Origin of the sequence: Streptomyces sp. NBC_00236 (assembly GCF_036195045.1) — a bacterium.
GTDB lineage: Bacteria > Actinomycetota > Actinomycetes > Streptomycetales > Streptomycetaceae > Streptomyces.
On sequence record NZ_CP108100.1, the window covers coordinates 7,398,756 to 7,416,379 of the forward strand.

A 17,624-nucleotide genomic window follows, 5' to 3' on the forward strand; every position below is an offset into this window, starting at 1 on the left:
GACGAACGAGCGGAGGCGGTGCGGTAATCAGCCCTTCACGGCGCCGGTGAGCATGCCCTTCTGGAAGTGCTTCTGGACGAACGGCGACAGGATCGCGACCGGGATCAGCGCGAGGATCATGACCGCCATCTGTACGGCGAGGCTGTTGATCGACCCGTTGCTGACCGCCGCGCCCATGGCCCCCGGGGGCACCTGGTGCTGGAGGACCAGCTGACGCAGGATCATCTGCAGCGGGTACTTGTCGCTGTCCTGGATGTACAGCATCGCGTTGAACCACTGGCTCCAGTAGCCGACCGCGTAGAACAGCGAGATCACGGCGATCACGGCGCGCGACAGCGGCATGATGATCTGGAGCAGGATGCGCCACTCACCGGCGCCGTCGATGCGGGCCGCGTCGATGAGTTCGGGTGCGGTGTCCATGAAGAAGCCGCGCAGGACCAGCACGTTGAAGACGCTGATCGCACTGGGCAGGATCATCGACCAGTAGCTGTCGCTCAGCCCGATGCCCGTGACCAGCAGGTACGTGGGGATGAGGCCGGCGCCGAAGAACATCGTCGCCATCAGGGTCATCAGCAGCGGACGGTGGGCGTACGAGTCGCGGCGGCTCAGCCCGTACGCGCAGAGGATCGAGACCACCATGCTCACCACGGTGCCGACGACCGTGAGGCCGACGCTCACGGCTGCCGCGCGTGTCACCGCGCCACCGCTGAGGAGCTCCTTGTACGCGACGAAGGTGATGCTCTTCGGCCAGACGACCAGGCCGCCCGCGTCGTTGATCGCCTTGGTGTCGGAGAGGCTGGTGACGAGCACGACCCAGATCGGGACGATCACGATCGCGCAGATCGCGACGAGTCCGACCCCCTTGAAGGCCAGACCCGCCTTGGTCGGCTCCTCCTCCCACACCGGGCGGGGTTCCATCCGCAGGGCGCGCTGGAGCGGAGTCTCCGCGCGCGGCGCGGGCTCTGCCGGGCCCTTCTCACGTTCCAGGAGAGTTGTCATTTCTTGGAGTACACCCCCTGCTCGCCCAGCATGTGGGCGACCTTGTTGGCACCCAGCACCATGGCGACGCTGAACAGTCCCTTGAAGACGCCGGCGGCGGCCGCATAGCCGAAGTCGCCGGTTTTGATGCCTGTCCACCAGATGTAGGTGTCCAGGATTTCCGAAGCCCCGGAGCCGACCTGATCGCGCTGGAGCAGGATCTGTTCGAAGTCGAGGTTGAGCGCGCTGCCCACCCGCAGGACGAGCAGGAGCGCGATGACGGGACGCAGGGCGGGCAGCGTGACGTGCCACATCCGGCGCCAGCGGCCCGCGCCGTCGACGGCGGCGGCCTCGTACAGGTCGGTGTTGACGGCGGCGAGCGCGGCGAGGAAGACGATCACACCCCAGCCGGCGTCCTTCCACACGGCCTGGGCGGAGACCAGGAACTTGAAGAAGCCCGGGTTGGTCATCAGGTCGAAGCCCTCGTGACCGTGGTCGCGCAGCCACTGGGCGACGAGTCCCGCCCCGCCGAACATCTGCTGGAACACGGTGACGACGAGCACCCACGAGAAGAAGTGGGGCAGATAGACGACTGCCTGGACCCAGGCCCGGATCCGCGCGCTCATGATCGTGTTGAGGAGCAGCGCGATGGCGATCGGGATGGGGAAGAAGAGGACGAGCTGGGTGACGAAGATGACCAGGGTGTTGATGAGGACTTCCCAGAAGCGGTAGTCCTCGAAGATCCGGGTGAAGTTGTCGAAGCCGACGAAGGGGCTGCCGGTGATGCCCAGGTCGTACACGTCGTAGTCCTGGAAGGCCACGATGTTCCCGAGCAACGGGATGTAGTTGAAGATCAGCAACAGCGCGATGGCCGGGACCGTCATGAGCACCAGGGTGCGGTCGCGGTACAGCCGCTGACGCCGGGTGATGCCGCCCAGCTGCGGTCCGGTGTCCGTTGGCCGGCTCTTCGCCGACCCCTTCTTCGCCCTTTTCGCCTTTTTCGCCGTACGGGATCCGCGTGTGCCGATCGCGCGGGACCTGTCCGTCCGTGTGCCGCTTCCGTCCCCGCCGTCATCGCCGCCGGCCGGGGCGCCGGCCCCGTCGGCGGTGCGGTCCGGGTCGGTCGTGACCGTGGCCCGTGGCTTCACCGTGTGCTCCCCATGTCGTGCTCTCCGCCCCGGCCGCCGGACTTGGTGCGCCCGGCGGCCCTTGTGCCGTGCTGCGTACGGTCGGTGTGTGTCGTACGCGTCAGACGCCGGAGCCGTTCTTGTCGAGAATCTCCTGGTACCAGGCGCGCAGCTTGTCGCCGCCGCTCTTCTTCCAGGTGTTCACGGCCTCGTCGATGTCGCTGACCTTCTTGCGGCCGCGGCGGATGTCCTTCTGGAGGTCGTCGAACGGTGTGTACAGGGAGGCGTACCGCTGCGGTTCGACGACCTGCATGCCGAAGAACAGGGGCTTCTTGGTGTTCGGGGCCTGGCGCGCCATCCAGCCGGCGTAGTCCTTGGCCAGCTGCGGCTGGTCCGGATAGGCGATGACGTGGGGAGGTGAGGCGAGGAACAGGAAGGTGGAGGGCTGTGCTTCCTGGACACCCTGCGGGGTGTAGGTCGGGGTTCCGTCCTTGATCGTGTAGTGGGTGCCCTTGACGCCGTAGTTGGTGAGCATGAACTCCTCGGTGCCGTACGGCGCGGCGGCGTAGTCGGCGATCGCGAGGAACTCCTCGATCTTCTCCTTGGGGAGCTTCTTGCTGAGGAAGGTGAAGATGCTGGCCGGGTCGGACTGCCACAGGGTCGGCTTGCCGCCGTCGGCGCTGAAGAAGTCGAGCGCCTGCATGTCGAACTTCGGGTTCGCGGCCGCCTGCTCGGTGACCATGCCCTTCCAGCCACCGGTGCCGTCGTTGTACATCACGGTGTGACCGCTGGTGAAGCGGATCTTGGCGTCGGCGTCCTTGCCGGCCTCGGCGTCCGGGTGGACGTACCCGCCGTCGTGGAGCTTGCGGGCGAAGGCCAGCGCCTCGCGGTACTCCTTCGTCTCGATCTTGTGGACCAGCTTGCCGTTCTCCAGCTGCCAGTAGTGCGGCGCGTCGGGGAGCACACCGAAGATCATCTGGATGCAGGTCCAGAGGTCGTCGAACGCCCAGACCTTCTGCTTGGGGGCGGTGTGCTCCTTGCCGAAGGCCAGCAGGTCGTCGGCGCTGGCCGGTACGGCTCCGGAGCCGATCAGGTCCTTGCGGTAGAAGAGCGCGTTGCCGATGATCGACGTCGGCATGGGCAGGCCGCGCAGCTTGCCGCCGAAGACGGAGTACTGCCAGGCGCCCGTCGGGATGTTCGCCAGGTTCGGGTACTTCTTGCCGGCCTCGCCCGCCAGGAAGGGGGACAGGTCCGCGAACTTGGCGGTGATCGCGTTGCGGATCTGCCCCTGCATGTTCCAGCCGGGGATGGTCATGACGTCCGGGATGTCCGAACCGGCGAGGACCGCGCCGATCTTGTCCTGGTACGTGTTGCCGTCCTGCGGGTCGAAGTTGAGCGTGGCGCCGACCGCCTTGTTGACCGCCGCGTAGTACGGGTTGTTCTTCTTCGGGACGGTGCCCCACAGGGGCGTCATGACGCGGAACGACGAGCCCTTGCCCGGGACCGACTTGACCGAGACGACCAGCGGGTCGGGCAGCTTGGTGAAGCCGGGGCTCGAACCGTTGACGCTCGCGACATCGGGCTGGACCAGGTTCAGCGGGGCGTAGGACGGCACGACCTTCTTGAGGGCCTTGCCCGTCGTCGTGCCCTCCTTGCTCCCGGAACCGGAACCGGAGCCACCGCACGCGGCGAGCAGCGGTACCCCGCCGGCCACGGCGACAGCGGCGACCGCGCCCGTGGCGAGGAAGCTTCTCCGGCTCGGAGCCGTGGAGGAGGGGGTGGAATTCGGCGTCATTGCGTCAACCCTTCGAGGCGCACCAGGACGACACGTGGCGGGCGACCGCCGTTCGGTTCCTGTGTCTGAGGTGGAGCGTTGCTGACTGGACCGGCGTGACCGGCCGCAGGTGAAGCGGTTCAACAGGGAAGCGGCAGAACGTGTCGCAGTCCCGGGGGAGATCACGGGCGCCGGGCGCCCCATCGAAGCTCTGTCGAAGCGCTTCGATGTTGCAGCGAGGTTAAGTGAAGGGCCCCGGGCGCACAAGAGTCCGTTTCCAGATTCCTCCGACCTGTTTCCGAACCGTTTCCTGGCGCAATGCGACGCTGTCGCGTACGGAGGTCACGTGCGGGGCCTTGACACTTGAGGGGTCGTCCGTTGAGCATCGAAGCGCTTCGAAAGATCTTCCGAGGCTCCTCGTGTGCTCGAACGAGGCGCAGACACCGGAATACCTCCCACCTCTCCAAGGGGACCCGCACGTGACGGAACAACCGCAGCCCTTCCGCGACCCGCAGCTCCCCTTCGCCAAGCGCGTCGACGATCTGCTTCAGCAGCTCACGCTCGACGAGCGGATCGCGATGCTGCACCAGTTCGCGCCGGCGGTCGACCGCCTCGGGATCGGCTCCTTCCGGACCGGCCAGGAAGCCCTGCACGGCGTGGCCTGGATGGGCCCGGCGACGGTGTTCCCGCAGGCCGTGGGACTCGGCGCCACCTGGAACGGTGAACTGGTCCGCCGGGTCGGCGAGGCCGTCGGCGACGAGGTCCGCGCCAAGCGCGCCCAGGACGACCGCGTCGGCCTCAACGTCTGGGCCCCGACCGTCAATCTGCTGCGCAACCCGCTGTGGGGACGCGGCGAGGAGGGGTACTCCGAGGACGCCGGGCTGACCTCCGCCATCGCGGTCGCGTACACCCGGGGACTGCGCGGCGACCACCCGCTCTACTGGCGGACCGCCCCCGTCCTCAAGCACTGGCTCGCCCACAACAACGAGACCGACCGCGACACCACGTCCTCCTCGGTCCGCCCGCGGGTCCTGCACGAGTACGACCTCAGGGCCTTCCGCGACGCCGTGCAGGCGGGCGCGGTGGCCGGGGTCATGCCGGCGTACAACCTGGTCAACGGGCGTCCCAACCACGTCTCGCCGCACCTGTCCCGGCAGCTGCGGTCCTGGACCGACCGGTCCCTCGTGGTCTGCTCCGACGCCGGGGCGCCGTCCAACCTCGTCGACTCCGAGCACTACTTCGACACCCACGAGGAGGCGACGGCCGCCTCCCTGCGCGCCGGTGTCGACAGCTTCACGGACCACGGCCAGGACTCCGCCGTCATGACCGGCCGCATCCGCGGCGCCCTGGAGCAGGGCCTCCTCGACGAGCACGACATCGACACCGCCGTCCGCAGGCTGCTCGAACTCCGCTTCTCGCTCGGCGAGTTCGACCCCGAGCTCGACCCGTACGCGAACACCGACGCCTTCGACACCGAGGGTCACCGGGCACTCGCCCTGGAAGCCGCCGAGCAGGCCGTCGTGCTGCTGAAGAACGACGGGCTGCTGCCGCTCGACCCTGCCGCCGGCAGGACCGTCGCCGTCGTCGGCCTCCTCGCGGACGCCTGCAAACTCGACTGGTACAGCGGCTCCCTCATCCACCGCTCCACCCCGCTCGACGGACTGCGGGAACGCTTCGGCGCGGAGCACGTCGTCCACGCGGAAGGCGTCGACCTGGTCCGGCTCAAGTGCGCGGACGGCTGGCTGCAGATTCCGGCGGCGGACGAGAGCCGGGAGCCGGTGCGCGGCGCGGAAGGTGCCCTCGACCCTGCACTGCTCGCAGGCCGCACCGACCTGCCGCCGCTGACCTGCGGCGACACCCCGTCGGATCTGGCCCTCGTGGACTGGGGCAACGGCGTGATCACCCTGCGGGATCCGGCCGGCCGCTATCTGTCGGTCGCCGAGGACGGCTTCGTACGCGCTTCCGCGGACGAGCCGGGCGGCTGGATCGTCCAGGAGACCTTCCGCTGGGAAGCGGTGGAGGGTCATGCCGGTGGTCACCGCCTTCTGCACGTGGGAACGGGTAGGTATGTCTCTGTTGCCGCCGACGGTGTAAAGGTTGCCGCTCAGGGCGAAGAAGACTCCGGCACCGCCGACGCCCTCGGAGCGGTCTTCGAGATCGAGGTGGCCGAGCGCGGGGAGGACGCCGTCGCCCGTGCGGCGGCGGCCGCCGACGTCGTGATCGTCGTGGCCGGGAACGACGCCCACATCAACGGCCGCGAGACCGAGGACCGCACCACCCTCGACCTCCCCGCCCAGCAGGAGCGCCTGTGGCGCGCCGCCCACGCCGCCAACCCGCGCACCGTGCTCGCGGTCACCTCCGCCTACCCGTACGCCCTCACCGACGCGGCGGCCACGCTCCCCGCACTGCTGTGGACCGCGCACGGCGGACAGGCCGCCGGAACCGCGCTCGCCCGCGTCCTCGCCGGCGACGTCTCACCGGCGGGCCGGCTGCCGCAGACCTGGTACACCTCGGACGCGGAGCTGCCCGGGCTGCTGGACTACGACATCATCGGCTCCCGCCAGACCTACCTCTACTACGAGGGCGCCCCGCTCTACCCGTTCGGCCACGGCCTCTCGTACAGCGAGTTCACCTACAGCGCCCTGAACGCCGAACGCGACGGCGAGCTGGTGCGGGTCTCGCTGACCGTCACCAACACCGGGCCCGTCGCCGCGGACGAGGTCGCCCAGCTGTACGTGCGCGCGGTGGCGCCGTCCGTCGTCCGGCCGCTGCGCCAGCTGGCCGGGCACCACCGACTGCACCTGGCACCGGGCGCCGCCGAGCGCGTCGACTTCCTCGTCCCCGTCACCGAGCTCGGCCACTGGGACGTCGCGCACGGCCGCTGGACCGTCGACCCGGGCGCGTACGAGATTCAGGCGGGGGCCTCCAGCGCGGACATCCGCCTCGTGGCGGTCGTCACCCTCGACGGGGAACCGTCCGGACCGCGCCCCGTTCTGACCCGCGGTCTGGAGGCGGCCGACTACGACGAGCAGCTGGGCACCGAGATCGTCGACCGGACGAAGGTGGACGGTGACGCGGTCACCGCCGTCACCGGGGGCAATGAACTCCTCTACCGCCGCTGCGACTTCGCATCCGGAGCAAGTGGCGTCGAGGTCTGCGCGGCAGGGGAGGGGGCCGTACTGATCTCCGTCGCGGACACCACGGTCACCGTCCCGGTCGCCGCCACCGACGGACCGTACGGCTACCGCACCGTGCGGGCCTCCCTGAACGCCTCCGGCACCGCCGATCTGCGGGTCACCCTGCGCGGCTCGGTGCGCCTGGCCCGGATCGCCTTCACCGGCGACGACGCATGAGCGGCCCCGTCCGTACCCCTGCCCCCGTCCCTCCAGTTGCCCCCGGCAAGGAGTCCGCATGAAGTTCACCGACGGCTTCTGGCTCATGCGTGAGGGCGTACGCGCCTCCTACGCGACCGAGATCCGCGATCTGCGCGTCGGCGCCGACCGGTTCACCGCCTACGCGTCGGTCAAGCGTGTCGCCGAGCGCGGCGACACGCTCAACAGCCCCCTCATCACGGTCGACTGCTTCTCCCCGGCCGAGGGCATCATCGGGGTGCGCACCACCCACCACGCCGGACGGGTGCAGCGCGGACCCGACTTCGCCCTTCCCGGCCTCGACCCGGCAGCCGCCGGCGCCCGCACCCGCCGCGACGGGTCGGTCACCGAACTGACCAGCGGGCCGCTGACCCTGCGCACGGACGGTGACGGGCCCTGGGGCCTGACCTTCCTCGACGCCGACGGCCGGCGCCTCACCGGCGTCGACACCAAGGGCACCGCCTTCGCCACCACCCCGGACGGCGCCCATCACATGGTCGCCCAACTCGCCCTGGACGTCGGCGAGAACGTCTACGGTCTCGGTGAACGGTTCACGCCGTACGTCAAGAACGGCCAGACCGTCGACATCTGGCAGGCGGACGGCGGCACCAGCAGCGAACTGGCCTACAAGAACATCCCGTTCTACCTCTCCTCGCGCGGCTACGGCGTCTTCGTCAACCACCCCGGCAAGGTCTCGTTCGAGGTCGGCTCGGAGTCCGTCGGCCAGGTGCAGTTCAGCGTCGAGGACCAGTCGCTGGAGTACTACATCGTCGCCGGACCGACACCCAGGGAGGTCCTGGCCCGCTACACCGCGCTCACCGGCCGCCCGGCCCTGCCGCCGGCCTGGTCCTTCGGCCTCTGGCTCACCACGTCCTTCTGCACCTCGTACGACGAGGAGACCGTCACCTCGTTCGTCGACGGCATGGCCGAGCGCGACATCCCGCTCTCCGTCTTCCACTTCGACTGCTTCTGGATGCGCGAGTACCAGTGGTCCGACTTCCTCTGGGACCCGGACGTCTTCCCCGACCCGGAGGGCATGCTGGCCCGGCTCAAGGAACGCGGGCTGCGGATCAGCATGTGGATCAACCCGTACATCGCGCAGAAGTCCTCGCTCTTCGCGGAGGGCGCCGAACTCGGCTATCTGGTGCGCCGTCCCGGCGGCGACATCTGGCAGTGGGACCTGTGGCAGCCCGGCATGGCCCTGGTCGACTTCACCAACCCCGCCGCGCGCGAGTGGTACAACGGCAAACTCCGTCTGCTGCTCGACCAGGGGGTGGACTGCTTCAAGACGGACTTCGGCGAGCGCATTCCCACGGATGTCGTCTGGCACGACGGCTCCGATCCGGAGCGCATGCACAACTACTACGCGCAGATCTACAACCGCACGGTCTTCGAACTCCTGGAGAAGGAACGCGGCCACGGCGAAGCGGTCCTCTTCGCACGCTCCGCCACCGCGGGCGGTCAGCAGTTCCCCGTGCACTGGGGCGGCGACTGCTTCGCCTCGTTCACGGCGATGGCCGAGTCGCTGCGCGGCGGTCTCTCGCTCTCGCTGTCCGGCTTCGGTTTCTGGAGCCACGACATCGGCGGCTTCGAGGGCACCCCCGACCCGGCGGTCTTCAAGCGCTGGCTCGCCTTCGGCCTGATGTCCTCGCACAGCCGGCTGCACGGCAACGTGTCCTACCGGGTGCCGTGGGCGTTCGGCGAGGAGGCGGTGGACGTCGCCCGGAAGTTCACCCTGCTCAAGCACCGGCTGATGCCGTACCTGTACGGGGCGGCAGTCACCGCCCACCGCACCGGCATCCCGATGATGCGCCCCATGCTGCTGGAGTTCCCCGGGGACCCGACGACACGGATGCTGGACCGCCAGTACATGCTCGGACCGGACCTGCTGGTCGCGCCGGTCTTCACCGAGGACGGGCAGGTCGAGTACTACGTCCCCGAGGGCACCTGGACCGTGCTGCTGACCGGCGAGACCGTCACCGGACCGGTCTGGCGCCATGAGACCCACGGCTTCGACAGCCTGCCGATCCTGGTGCGCCCCGGCGCGGTGCTCCCGTGGGGGGCCGACGACCAGCGCCCCGACAGCGACTGGCTCGACGGGCTCACCCTGCGGGTCTTCGGCGGGGCGTCCACGGAGCCCGGAGGCGACGACGGCACGTCCGTCACCGTGCCGGACCTGGCGGGCGCGACCGCCGCCGCCTTCCGGGTGGTGCGGGACGGGGAGACCCTGACCGTCACCGCCGAGGGCACGGACCGTCCCTACCGCGTGGTCGCGGAGACGACGGGGACCACGGCGGAGGGAACGGGCACGGTGACGGTGACGCCGTAGGCGTCGGCGGGGCGGGGCAGCGTCGCACGGCTGTTGCCCCGCCCCGCACCGGTGCGCCGCGGCTCAGCGCGTCGCCGCGGCCAGGGCCCGGTCCGCCGCGCCGCGCGAGGTGTGCCACAGCGTGGTCACCGGCTCCCACACCCGGATCCCGCGGTCCATGCCCACGGTGGCCGCACCGAAGGTGACCCCGTAGTGCGCGGGGTCCGCCGCAACGGACAGGCTGCGGACGACATGCCCCTGGCGGGTGCCGCGCTCCGCCGTGCGCACGGCCGCGTAGCCGCGCTCACCCGGCGAGAGCACGTACGACCCGCTGGTCGCGGGCGGGACGGGCTGGGCCGAGCCGTCGAGGCCCCGGAACGTGACCGTCGGGATGCGGTCCACGACGCAGGTGCGGCCGCCCCGGTTGGTGACGGCGATCCGCGCCACGTGGTGCCGGTCGCCGGGGGAGGCGGAGATCCTGAGGGCCTTCTCCTGGCAGTGGGCCGGGCGGGCCGACGCCCCGGGGGTGGCCGCGCCGGCTGTGGCCGACGCCCCGGTGGCCGTCAGGGCCAGGGCGGCCGCCGCGGTGAGCGCGGCGGTGAGAGCGGAACTCGGACGCATGATGTTTCTCCCCTTGGATCGACAGCCTGCGGTCGTGGCCACAGGGCCCCGGTGGCCGGTACGGCCGACAGGGACATTCTGAACGGTATGCCCGGTTCATGGCGATAGATCGGATATATCGGTTCAGCATCTGCCGTGATGCGCGTCGTCCTGCCCCGCTCCCGCGGATCCGCTACCGCGCCCGGACCGTGGCCATCACCTCGCGATCCGGCTGCAGCGTCAGTGTCGGCACCGGGTTGACCGTGCCCGGGTCGACGTCCAGCTCGAAGCGCCGCGCGAGCACCGCCAGGATCAGCACCGCCTCGACCATCGCGAACCGGGTGCCCAGACAGACCCTCGGGCCGCCGCCGAACGGGAACCAGGCGTACTCCGCGATCTCGTCGCCCGTCTCCGCGTCCCACCGCTCCGGACGGAACTCCTCCGGCTCGGGGAACCACCGCTCGTCCCGCTGGGTGGCCCACTGGCTGCTCCACACCCTGGTCCCCTCCGGAATCGGCAGGCCGCCGATCCGGGCCCCCTCCTTCGCGACCCCGGTGACCAGCCAGATCGTCGGGTACAGCCGCAGCGTCTCCTTGACCACCGCCTGGGTGTACGTGAGCTGCGCGTAGTCGTCGAATCCGGGCTCGCGGTCACCGAGCACCCGGTCCAGCTCCTCGGCCAGGGCGGCCCGCGCCCCGGGGTTGCGGGACAGGAGGTACCAGGCCCACACCAGCGTCGAACTCGTCGTCTCGTGGCCGCCGATGTACAGCGTGACCGTCTCGTCGCGGATCTCCCGGTCGTCGAGCTTCGCACCCGTCTCGTCGACGGCGGTGAGCAGCCGGCTGAGCAGGTCCGGACGCTCGTCGCCGCCGTCGCGGTGCCGGGCGACGACCCGGCCCACCTCGGCGTCGATGACCGCGGCGGCCTTCTTGATCCTGGCCCGGCCGGGAGTCGGCACCCAGTCCGGGAGCAGTGCGCCGATGCCCGCGAACTCCTTGCCGATCTCCGCCTGCGCCACGTCCATCGCCCGGCCCATGGCCTCGGCGTCGGCGGGGGTGTCGACTCCGAAGATCGTGCGGACGGCGATCTTCTGCGTCAGTGCCGCCATCTCCCGCTTGATGTCGATGCGTTCGCCGCCCGACCAGCTGTCCGCGAGCTCCACGGTGCTGCCCGCCATGGTCGACGCGTACGACCTGACCTGCTTCGGCCGTACGGACGGCTGCACGAGTGACCGCTTGCGCCGCCACTCGGTGCCGCGTGCCACCACGACGCCGTTGCCCATCACGGTACGGAAGGCGATGCCGAGCGCCGGCTGGTCGAAGGTGCGCTCCGTCTCGGTGAGCAGTTCGCCTATGCATTCCGGATCGGCTATGAACACGCAGGAGTTGGGGCCGAAGCGCCACTGGACCAGGTCTCCGTGACTGCGCAGCCGCTCGAAGAACGCGAGGGGGTTCTTTCCGAACTGCGGCATGTTCCCGAGGAAGGGCAGGCCCTTCGGGCCCGGCACGATCCTGTGGCCGCGCGGTCCGGCATCGACGGCCGGGCCGGTCTCCGTGGACATGAAGAGTCTCCGCTCTGAGGGTCCGGCCGGGCGGTCGGGCGTCACCGGCCTTGTGGAGTACGTGAGTTGTCGAGAGTAGTCGGGGCGGGGCACAGGTGTGCGGCCGGTTCGACGCCGTGATCAGCCGCGCCTATGTCGAGTACCTATTTGCCTAAAGGTTTTAGGTAGATGCATGATGGGTGTAGTCGGAACAGAGGAGTGGCTCATGGTGCGTGCGGGACTGACCCCGGAACGTCTGACCCGTGCGGGGGCGGAGCTGGCCGACGAGGTCGGTTTCGACCAGGTGACCGTCTCGGCCCTCGCCCGGCGGTTCGACGTCAAGGTCGCCAGCCTGTACTCGCACCTGAAGAACTCCCACGACCTCAGGACCAGGATCGCCCTGCTCGCCCTGGAGGAGCTCGCCGACCGGGGGGCGGCCGCCTTGGCCGGCCGGGCCGGCAAGGACGCCCTGGGCGCCTTCGCGGACGTGTACCGCGACTACGCCCGCGAGCATCCGGGCCGGTACGCCGCAGCGCAGTACCGGCTCGACCCGGAGGCGGCCGCCGCCAGTGCCGGGGGCCGGCACGCGCAGATGACGCGGGCGATCCTGCGCGGCTACGCCCTGACCGAACCGGACCAGACACACGCTGTCCGGCTGCTGGGCAGCGTCTTCCACGGCTACGTCAGCCTGGAGGCCCAGGGCGGCTTCAGCCACAGCGCGCCCGATTCGCAGGAGTCCTGGTCACGGATCGTGGACGCCCTGGACGCCCTGCTGCGCAAATGGCCCGCGCCCTGACCACGAACCCTGCGGGCCCGCGGCGAGCGCCGGCCCGCTGACGCCGACTCCCACCCCCCGGACGTTCCGAACAACAGGCGGAGAGACATGCACACCACCCCCATCACCGCCGCCCTCCTGCGCGGCGCGCTCGACATCGAGCACACCGCCCACGGGCTGCGCCCGCACCGGCTGCCCGCATGGGCCCGCGCGCAGTGCGCCGACGGCCAGCTGGCCATGGCGGAGGCCCAGCCCTCCGGCGTAAGGCTGGTGTTCCGCACCCGCGCCACCACCATCGAGCTCGACGCCCTGCGCACCAGGACGGCCTACGTGGGCGCGCCGCCCCGGCCGGACGGCGTGTACGACCTGCTCGTCGACGGCCGCCCCGCCGGCCGGGCCGGCGCCACCGGCGGGAACGTCCTCGTGGTGGACATGATGACCGGATCCGTCGAGACCCGGACGGGCCCGGTCGGCACCGTCCGGTTCGCCGGGCTGGCCGAGGGCGCCAAGGACATCGAGATCTGGCTGCCGTACAACGAGACCACCGAGCTCGTCGCCCTGCGCACCGACGCCGCCGTCGAGCCCGCACCGGACAGCGGCCGCAAGGTGTGGCTGCACCACGGCAGTTCGATCAGCCACGGCTCCGACGCCGCGAGCCCGACGTCCACGTGGCCCGCACGCGCCGCCCTGCTCGGCGGGGTGGACCTCATCAACCTGGGCCTGGGCGGCAGCGCCCTGCTCGACCCGTTCACGGCCCGTACGATGCGCGACACCCCCGCGGACCTGATCAGCGTCAAGATCGGCATCAACATCGTCAACGCCGACCTGATGCGGCTGCGCGCCTTCGCCCCGGCGGTGCACGGATTCCTCGACACCATCAGGGACGGGCACCCGGACACGCCGCTCCTGGTCGTCTCGCCCCTCCTGTGTCCCATCCACGAGGACACGCCCGGCCCCAGCGCCCCCGACTTCAGCAACCTCGCCGAGGGCAGGCTCCGGTTCACGGCGATGGGCGATCCGGCGGAACGTGCCGCCGGGAAGCTGACGCTCAACGTCATCCGGGACGAACTGAGCCGCCTCGTGACGCAGCGCTCGGCCGACGACCCGAACCTCCACCACCTCGACGGCCGCAGCCTCTACGGCGAGCAGGACCTCGACGAACTGCCGCTGCCGGACCAGCTCCACCCGGACGCGGCCACCCATCGCCGTATCGGCGACCGTTTCGCCGGGATGGTCTTCGACGGCGACGGCCCGTTCGCCGCCTCGCAGCCGGCCGGCTGAGCGTCCACCGGACTCAGAGCCCGACGATCAGCTGAATGCAGACGATCTTGACGAGGATGGCGAGCGCGAACAGCGTCGAGTACCCGTGGTTGACGCGGCTGTCGCTGACCCGGCTGTTGGCGTAGGCGGTGATCGCCGGGTTGCCGACGTACCCCGACAGCAGACCCATCGTCCGCTCCCGGCTCTGCCCGAGCGCCTTGGCGATCAGCACCATGAGGGTGTAGCTGACCACCGCGCCGATCACCAGGACGGCCGCCAGCTTCAGACCGAACAGGGAGAACGCGTTCTGGCGGAAGGAGTAGCCGGAGGTCAGGCCGACGACCGCCAGGAAGAGCAGCAGACCGATCTGGCGCAGCGTGAGGTTGGCCCGGGTCGGCAGGGTCCAGACCAGCGGGCCGGTGCGCCGGCGCCAGCCCAGGACCATGCCCATCACCAGCGGACCGGCGCCCGTCCCGAGCGCCAGGGTGGTGGAGCCGAAGGTGACGGAGGGGATGGCGATCAGGAAGCCGAGGGTCAGCCCGAGACCCAGGCTCACCGCGCTCACCTCGCTGACCTTCGTCTCCGTGTCGCCGAGGTACGTGGAGACCTCGGTGATCCGTTCGCGCGGCATCACCACGCGTACGCGGTCGTCGAGCTGGAGCACCAGGTCGTCGTGGGCGAGCATGTCGGCATCGCCGCGACGGACCCGGCTGACCGCCGCCCCGTACCGCTCGCCCAATCCGAGTTCGGCGATCGTGTGGCCCGCGAGCGCCGGGTTCGTGAGCAGGATGCGGCGGTAGTCGACCGTCCGCCGGTTGTCGAGCAGATGGACGGGGGCGGTGGAGCCCAGCCGCTCGGTCGCGGTGCGCACGTCGTCCTCGCCGCCGACCAGCACGATCAGGTCGCCGGGGCGCAGCCGGCCGAGTCCGCGTGCCACCCGTACGTCGCCGCCCTCGGGGCGGTACTCGCTGGCCAGCACCCGGTGGTCCGCGACGCCCGGTACCTCGTCCCACGCCGTCTCGTGCTCCACCTGGACCGTACGGGTGACGAGGACGGGCGGCAGCCCTGAGTCGGGGTCGCGGCGTGCCACCCAGCGGCGGCGGGCCGCGATCGCGGAGATGAACAGGATGGTGATGACGACGGCGAGCGGATAGCCGATCGCGTACCCGACCGCGGGCTGTGCCGGATCGGCCGAGGCCTCCTGCGCGGCGGCGAGGCCGGGCGTGGTCGTGCCGATGCCCGCGTACCCGCCGGCCAGGAACGGTCCGCTGATCCCGAAGCCGCTGTGTCCCACGAAGCCGACCACGACCGCGGTGAGCGCCAGCGCGACCACCGCACCGGCCATCACCGGCAGCTGGCTGCGCAGTTCACGGAAGAACGCGGGCCCGGACTCCAGGCCGACGGTGTACACGTACAGGGCAAGGCCCAGGGCCGAGATCCCGGCCGGCACGGCGGGTGCGATGTCCTTGTCGAGTGCCCCGACCAGCAGGCCGACGAACAGGACGCCGGCCGCGCCGAGTTTCACCGGGCCGAACCGGACCATTCCGAGCAGGGCGCCGACGGTGATGACGGCGAACACGGCCACCCAGGGGTTGTCCGCGAAGAACTGCCACACGGGGTGGGCCTCCCGTAGCGAAGAGCGGGCCGATCCTGACCGGGCCATGATCTTCGACATGACGGGAGGCCGCCACTCGGGGGAATATGACCGCGCGTCGGGCAGACCGGGTCGTCCGGCCCGCCCGACGCGCGGGTCGTCAGACGCCCGGCGGGACCCTGGACGGGCGGCCGCTGCCGCGCGTCAGCGAGTAGCCGAAGACGGCCGCGATCGCCCCCAGCACGCCACCGCCGACCGTCCACAGCCAGCGGTCGGTCCACCAGCCGGAGGCCCAGCCGTCCTCCGGCTCGCCCGCGAGGGCGACCGGGGCGGCCGACGAGCCGTCGGCGGCCTGCTCGACCGAGGACACGCCGGGAACCAGCGGCTCGGAGAGCGTGCCGTCGACATCGGCGGCGCCGCCCCTGCCGTCGGCCGAGACCTCGATCTCGGTCCGCACCGGCAGTCCGAGGTCCGCCGAGGGCAGGTCGACGACGGTGAGGCGTACGTAGTAGCTGCCGGGCAGCGGGTCGTTGGCCCACGGTTCGGACCACGCCCTGACGGTACGCAGCACACAGGTGAGCTCGACCGTGGCGGCATCGGCCGCGGCCTTGCCGGTCTGCTTCCCGTACATGCAGGCCTGGCGGCGGCGCAGCCCGTCGTACACATCGACCTGCCAGGTCGATGCGCCGTGCCGGGTCGCGGTCTCGGGAAGGGTGATCTTCGCCTTGACCGTGGCCCGCTGTCCGGCGTCCGCCGGGAACACCCAGTACAGGTAGTCGCCGGTGGAGGCGCCCGCGGTGGCGAGCTGGTCCGGCCGGATCGCCGTGGCGGTGCGGAAGGTGGTGCCCGCCTCCGTGGGGCCCGACCCGTCACCGGAGGTGCTCGGGCTCGGCGACGGGTCGTCCGCGACGGCGGCACCCGCCCCGGTCAGCAGGGTGAGGCCGGCCAGCAGCGCGCCCGCGAGCACGCGTCTCGTACGGAACATCAGTGGGTCCTCCAGACGGCGAAGCGCCAGCGTGAGATCCAGCCGGTCAGCAGGCCCGCGATCAGTCCGGTCAGGACGAGCACGCCCAGCAGCCACCAGCCGCGCCCGAGACCGAACGCCGCGGCGTCGTCCGCCGCGTCGGGCGCGTCCACCAGGTCGATCGTCAGCTCGACCGGCATGCCGGGAGTGGTCTTCACCGAGGCGGGCGCGGAGAAGGAGTTGGAGACCTGGAGACAGACGGTCTCCGCGGCCGGCTTCACGTCACCGTCCGTGTCCTGTTCGGGTTTCGGGTAGCGCAGCCCGGACGAGATCGCGTCGGTGCGTCCGGTACCGGACTCCGCACCTCGGACGATCTCCCTGCCGTGCACGGTCACCGCGCGCAGCAGCATGCCGTAGTCGTTGTTGACGGCGCGGTCGGCGAACACGCTGACCGAGGCGCGCAGTTCCTGGCCGGGCAGCACGTCGACGCGGTACCAGCGGTGCTCGGCGATCTTCTCGCGGTCGGTGTAGAGGCCGGGCTTGAGCTGCGGGGCTTCGGTACAGCTGTCGGCGCCCTCGGTGGCGACCGGGGTGACGACGGGGGTGGCCGCACGGTCCACCAACTGCTTGACGCGGCCGGAGAGTTCATCGGTGTGCTGGACGGCGGTGTACGTGCCGCCGGTGGCCTCGGCGATGCAGGTGAGCTGCTGGCGGATCTTCGCGTTCGGCACCAGGCCGAGGGTGTCGATGACCAGGTGGATGCCGCGCGCCGCGATGTCACGGGCGACCTCGCACGGGTCGAGCGGACCGCAGGTGTCCTCGCCGTCGCTGATCAGCACGATCCGGCGGGTGGCGTCGCCGCCCTCCAGGTCGTCGGCGGCGCCCAGCAGGGCCGGGCCGATCGGGGTCCAGCCGGTGGGGGCGAGGGTGGCGACCGCGGTCTTGGCCTCGGTGCGGTCCAGCGGGCCGACCGGGTACAGCTGCTTGGTGTCCTTGCAGCCGACCTTCCGGTCGTCGCCCGGGTAGTCCGCGCCGAGGGTGCGGATGCCGAGCTGTACCTGCTCGGGCACCGCGTCCAGGACCTCGTTGAACGCCTGCTTCGCCGCGGTCATCCGGGACTGGCCGTCGATGTCGCGGGTCCGCATGGAGCCACTGACGTCGAGCACCAGCTCGACCTTGGGGGAGGCGTTGGCGGGGGTTTCATCGGCCGAGGCGGGCAGCGCCGAGCCGAGCCCGGCGGTCAGGGTGGCGAGCAGAATGCCCACCCCGACCGTCAGCCTTCTTCTTATGATCATCGCCGGATAGTAGTGAACATCTGTTCGCTGACCAAAAC

At 70.7% G+C, this 17,624-nt stretch carries 12 protein-coding genes; 4 read left to right on the top strand and 8 right to left on the bottom strand.

Annotated elements, in window-relative coordinates:
* Positions 1 to 27: 27 nt before the first annotated feature.
* The 3 genes from OG446_RS32915 to OG446_RS32925 all read right to left on the bottom strand — a co-directional run bounded on the left by OG446_RS32915 (position 28) and on the right by OG446_RS32925 (position 3,900).
* Positions 28 to 999, bottom strand: a complete 972-nt coding sequence (locus OG446_RS32915) for a carbohydrate ABC transporter permease (RefSeq protein ID WP_328897445.1) — start codon at positions 997 to 999, stop codon at positions 28 to 30.
* Complete coding sequence (locus OG446_RS32920) at positions 996 to 2,126, bottom strand: ABC transporter permease (protein ID WP_328897446.1); 1,131 nt, start codon at positions 2,124 to 2,126, stop codon at positions 996 to 998. The genes OG446_RS32915 and OG446_RS32920 overlap by 4 nt, the downstream gene beginning before the upstream one ends.
* Before the next feature lie 100 nt (positions 2,127 to 2,226).
* The gene (locus OG446_RS32925; RefSeq protein ID WP_328897447.1) at positions 2,227 to 3,900 is read right to left on the bottom strand and encodes an extracellular solute-binding protein; all 1,674 of its coding nucleotides are present in this window, start codon (positions 3,898 to 3,900) and stop codon (positions 2,227 to 2,229) included.
* A 458-nt stretch (positions 3,901 to 4,358) separates the two neighbouring features.
* On the opposite strand from OG446_RS32925, the gene OG446_RS32930 reads away from it, so the two are divergent.
* Positions 4,359 to 7,232, top strand: a complete 2,874-nt coding sequence (locus tag OG446_RS32930) for a glycoside hydrolase family 3 C-terminal domain-containing protein (RefSeq protein ID WP_328897448.1) — start codon at positions 4,359 to 4,361, stop codon at positions 7,230 to 7,232.
* A 58-nt stretch (positions 7,233 to 7,290) separates the two neighbouring features.
* Entirely contained in the window at positions 7,291 to 9,579 is a 2,289-nt protein-coding gene (yicI, locus tag OG446_RS32935) for an alpha-xylosidase (RefSeq protein WP_328897449.1), read from the top strand.
* Between the two features lie 63 nt (positions 9,580 to 9,642).
* On the opposite strand, the gene OG446_RS32940 is transcribed toward yicI, so the two are convergent.
* Together OG446_RS32940 and OG446_RS32945 are read right to left on the bottom strand one after the other, a co-directional pair.
* Positions 9,643 to 10,179, bottom strand: coding sequence for a DUF4232 domain-containing protein (locus OG446_RS32940; protein WP_328897450.1), 537 nt, complete (start codon positions 10,177 to 10,179; stop codon positions 9,643 to 9,645).
* A 172-nt stretch (positions 10,180 to 10,351) separates the two neighbouring features.
* Positions 10,352 to 11,719, bottom strand: a complete 1,368-nt coding sequence (locus OG446_RS32945) for a cytochrome P450 (RefSeq protein WP_328897451.1) — start codon at positions 11,717 to 11,719, stop codon at positions 10,352 to 10,354.
* Positions 11,720 to 11,924: 205 nt separating this feature from the next.
* Here OG446_RS32945 and OG446_RS32950 point away from each other — a divergent pair, with 205 nt between their 5' ends.
* A complete protein-coding gene (locus OG446_RS32950; RefSeq protein WP_328897452.1) occupies positions 11,925 to 12,494 on the top strand; it encodes a TetR/AcrR family transcriptional regulator in 570 nt (189 codons plus the stop codon).
* 87 nt (positions 12,495 to 12,581) lie between these two features.
* Entirely contained in the window at positions 12,582 to 13,754 is a 1,173-nt protein-coding gene (locus OG446_RS32955; RefSeq protein ID WP_328897453.1) for a GDSL-type esterase/lipase family protein, read from the top strand.
* Between the two features lie 13 nt (positions 13,755 to 13,767).
* Here the strand turns inward: OG446_RS32955 and OG446_RS32960 are convergent, their stop codons facing one another.
* The 3 genes from OG446_RS32960 to OG446_RS32970 form a co-directional block, all read right to left on the bottom strand.
* The gene (locus OG446_RS32960) at positions 13,768 to 15,348 is read right to left on the bottom strand and encodes an aspartate:alanine exchanger family transporter (protein WP_328897454.1); all 1,581 of its coding nucleotides are present in this window, start codon (positions 15,346 to 15,348) and stop codon (positions 13,768 to 13,770) included.
* Positions 15,349 to 15,487: 139 nt separating this feature from the next.
* Positions 15,488 to 16,312, bottom strand: coding sequence for a hypothetical protein (locus OG446_RS32965; RefSeq protein WP_328897455.1), 825 nt, complete (start codon positions 16,310 to 16,312; stop codon positions 15,488 to 15,490).
* Positions 16,312 to 17,586, bottom strand: coding sequence for a VWA domain-containing protein (locus tag OG446_RS32970; protein ID WP_328897456.1), 1,275 nt, complete (start codon positions 17,584 to 17,586; stop codon positions 16,312 to 16,314). Before OG446_RS32970 ends, OG446_RS32965 begins: the two co-directional genes overlap by 1 nt.
* Positions 17,587 to 17,624: the final 38 nt, after the last annotated feature.

What these genes read in the sequence shown, in the direction of transcription:
- OG446_RS32915 (WP_328897445.1), bottom strand. Translation starts at nt 999, where the DNA reads ATGACAACTCTCCTGGAACGTGAGAAGGGCCCGGCAGAGCCCGCGCCG.
- OG446_RS32925 (WP_328897447.1), bottom strand. Translation starts at nt 3,900, where the DNA reads ATGACGCCGAATTCCACCCCCTCCTCCACGGCTCCGAGCCGGAGAAGC.
- yicI (WP_328897449.1), top strand. Translation starts at nt 7,291, where the DNA reads ATGAAGTTCACCGACGGCTTCTGGCTCATGCGTGAGGGCGTACGCGCC.
- OG446_RS32940 (WP_328897450.1), bottom strand. Translation starts at nt 10,179, where the DNA reads ATGCGTCCGAGTTCCGCTCTCACCGCCGCGCTCACCGCGGCGGCCGCC.
- OG446_RS32945 (WP_328897451.1), bottom strand. Translation starts at nt 11,719, where the DNA reads ATGTCCACGGAGACCGGCCCGGCCGTCGATGCCGGACCGCGCGGCCAC.
- OG446_RS32950 (WP_328897452.1), top strand. Translation starts at nt 11,925, where the DNA reads ATGGTGCGTGCGGGACTGACCCCGGAACGTCTGACCCGTGCGGGGGCG.
- OG446_RS32955 (WP_328897453.1), top strand. Translation starts at nt 12,582, where the DNA reads ATGCACACCACCCCCATCACCGCCGCCCTCCTGCGCGGCGCGCTCGAC.
- OG446_RS32965 (WP_328897455.1), bottom strand. Translation starts at nt 16,312, where the DNA reads ATGTTCCGTACGAGACGCGTGCTCGCGGGCGCGCTGCTGGCCGGCCTC.
- OG446_RS32970 (WP_328897456.1), bottom strand. Translation starts at nt 17,586, where the DNA reads ATGATCATAAGAAGAAGGCTGACGGTCGGGGTGGGCATTCTGCTCGCC.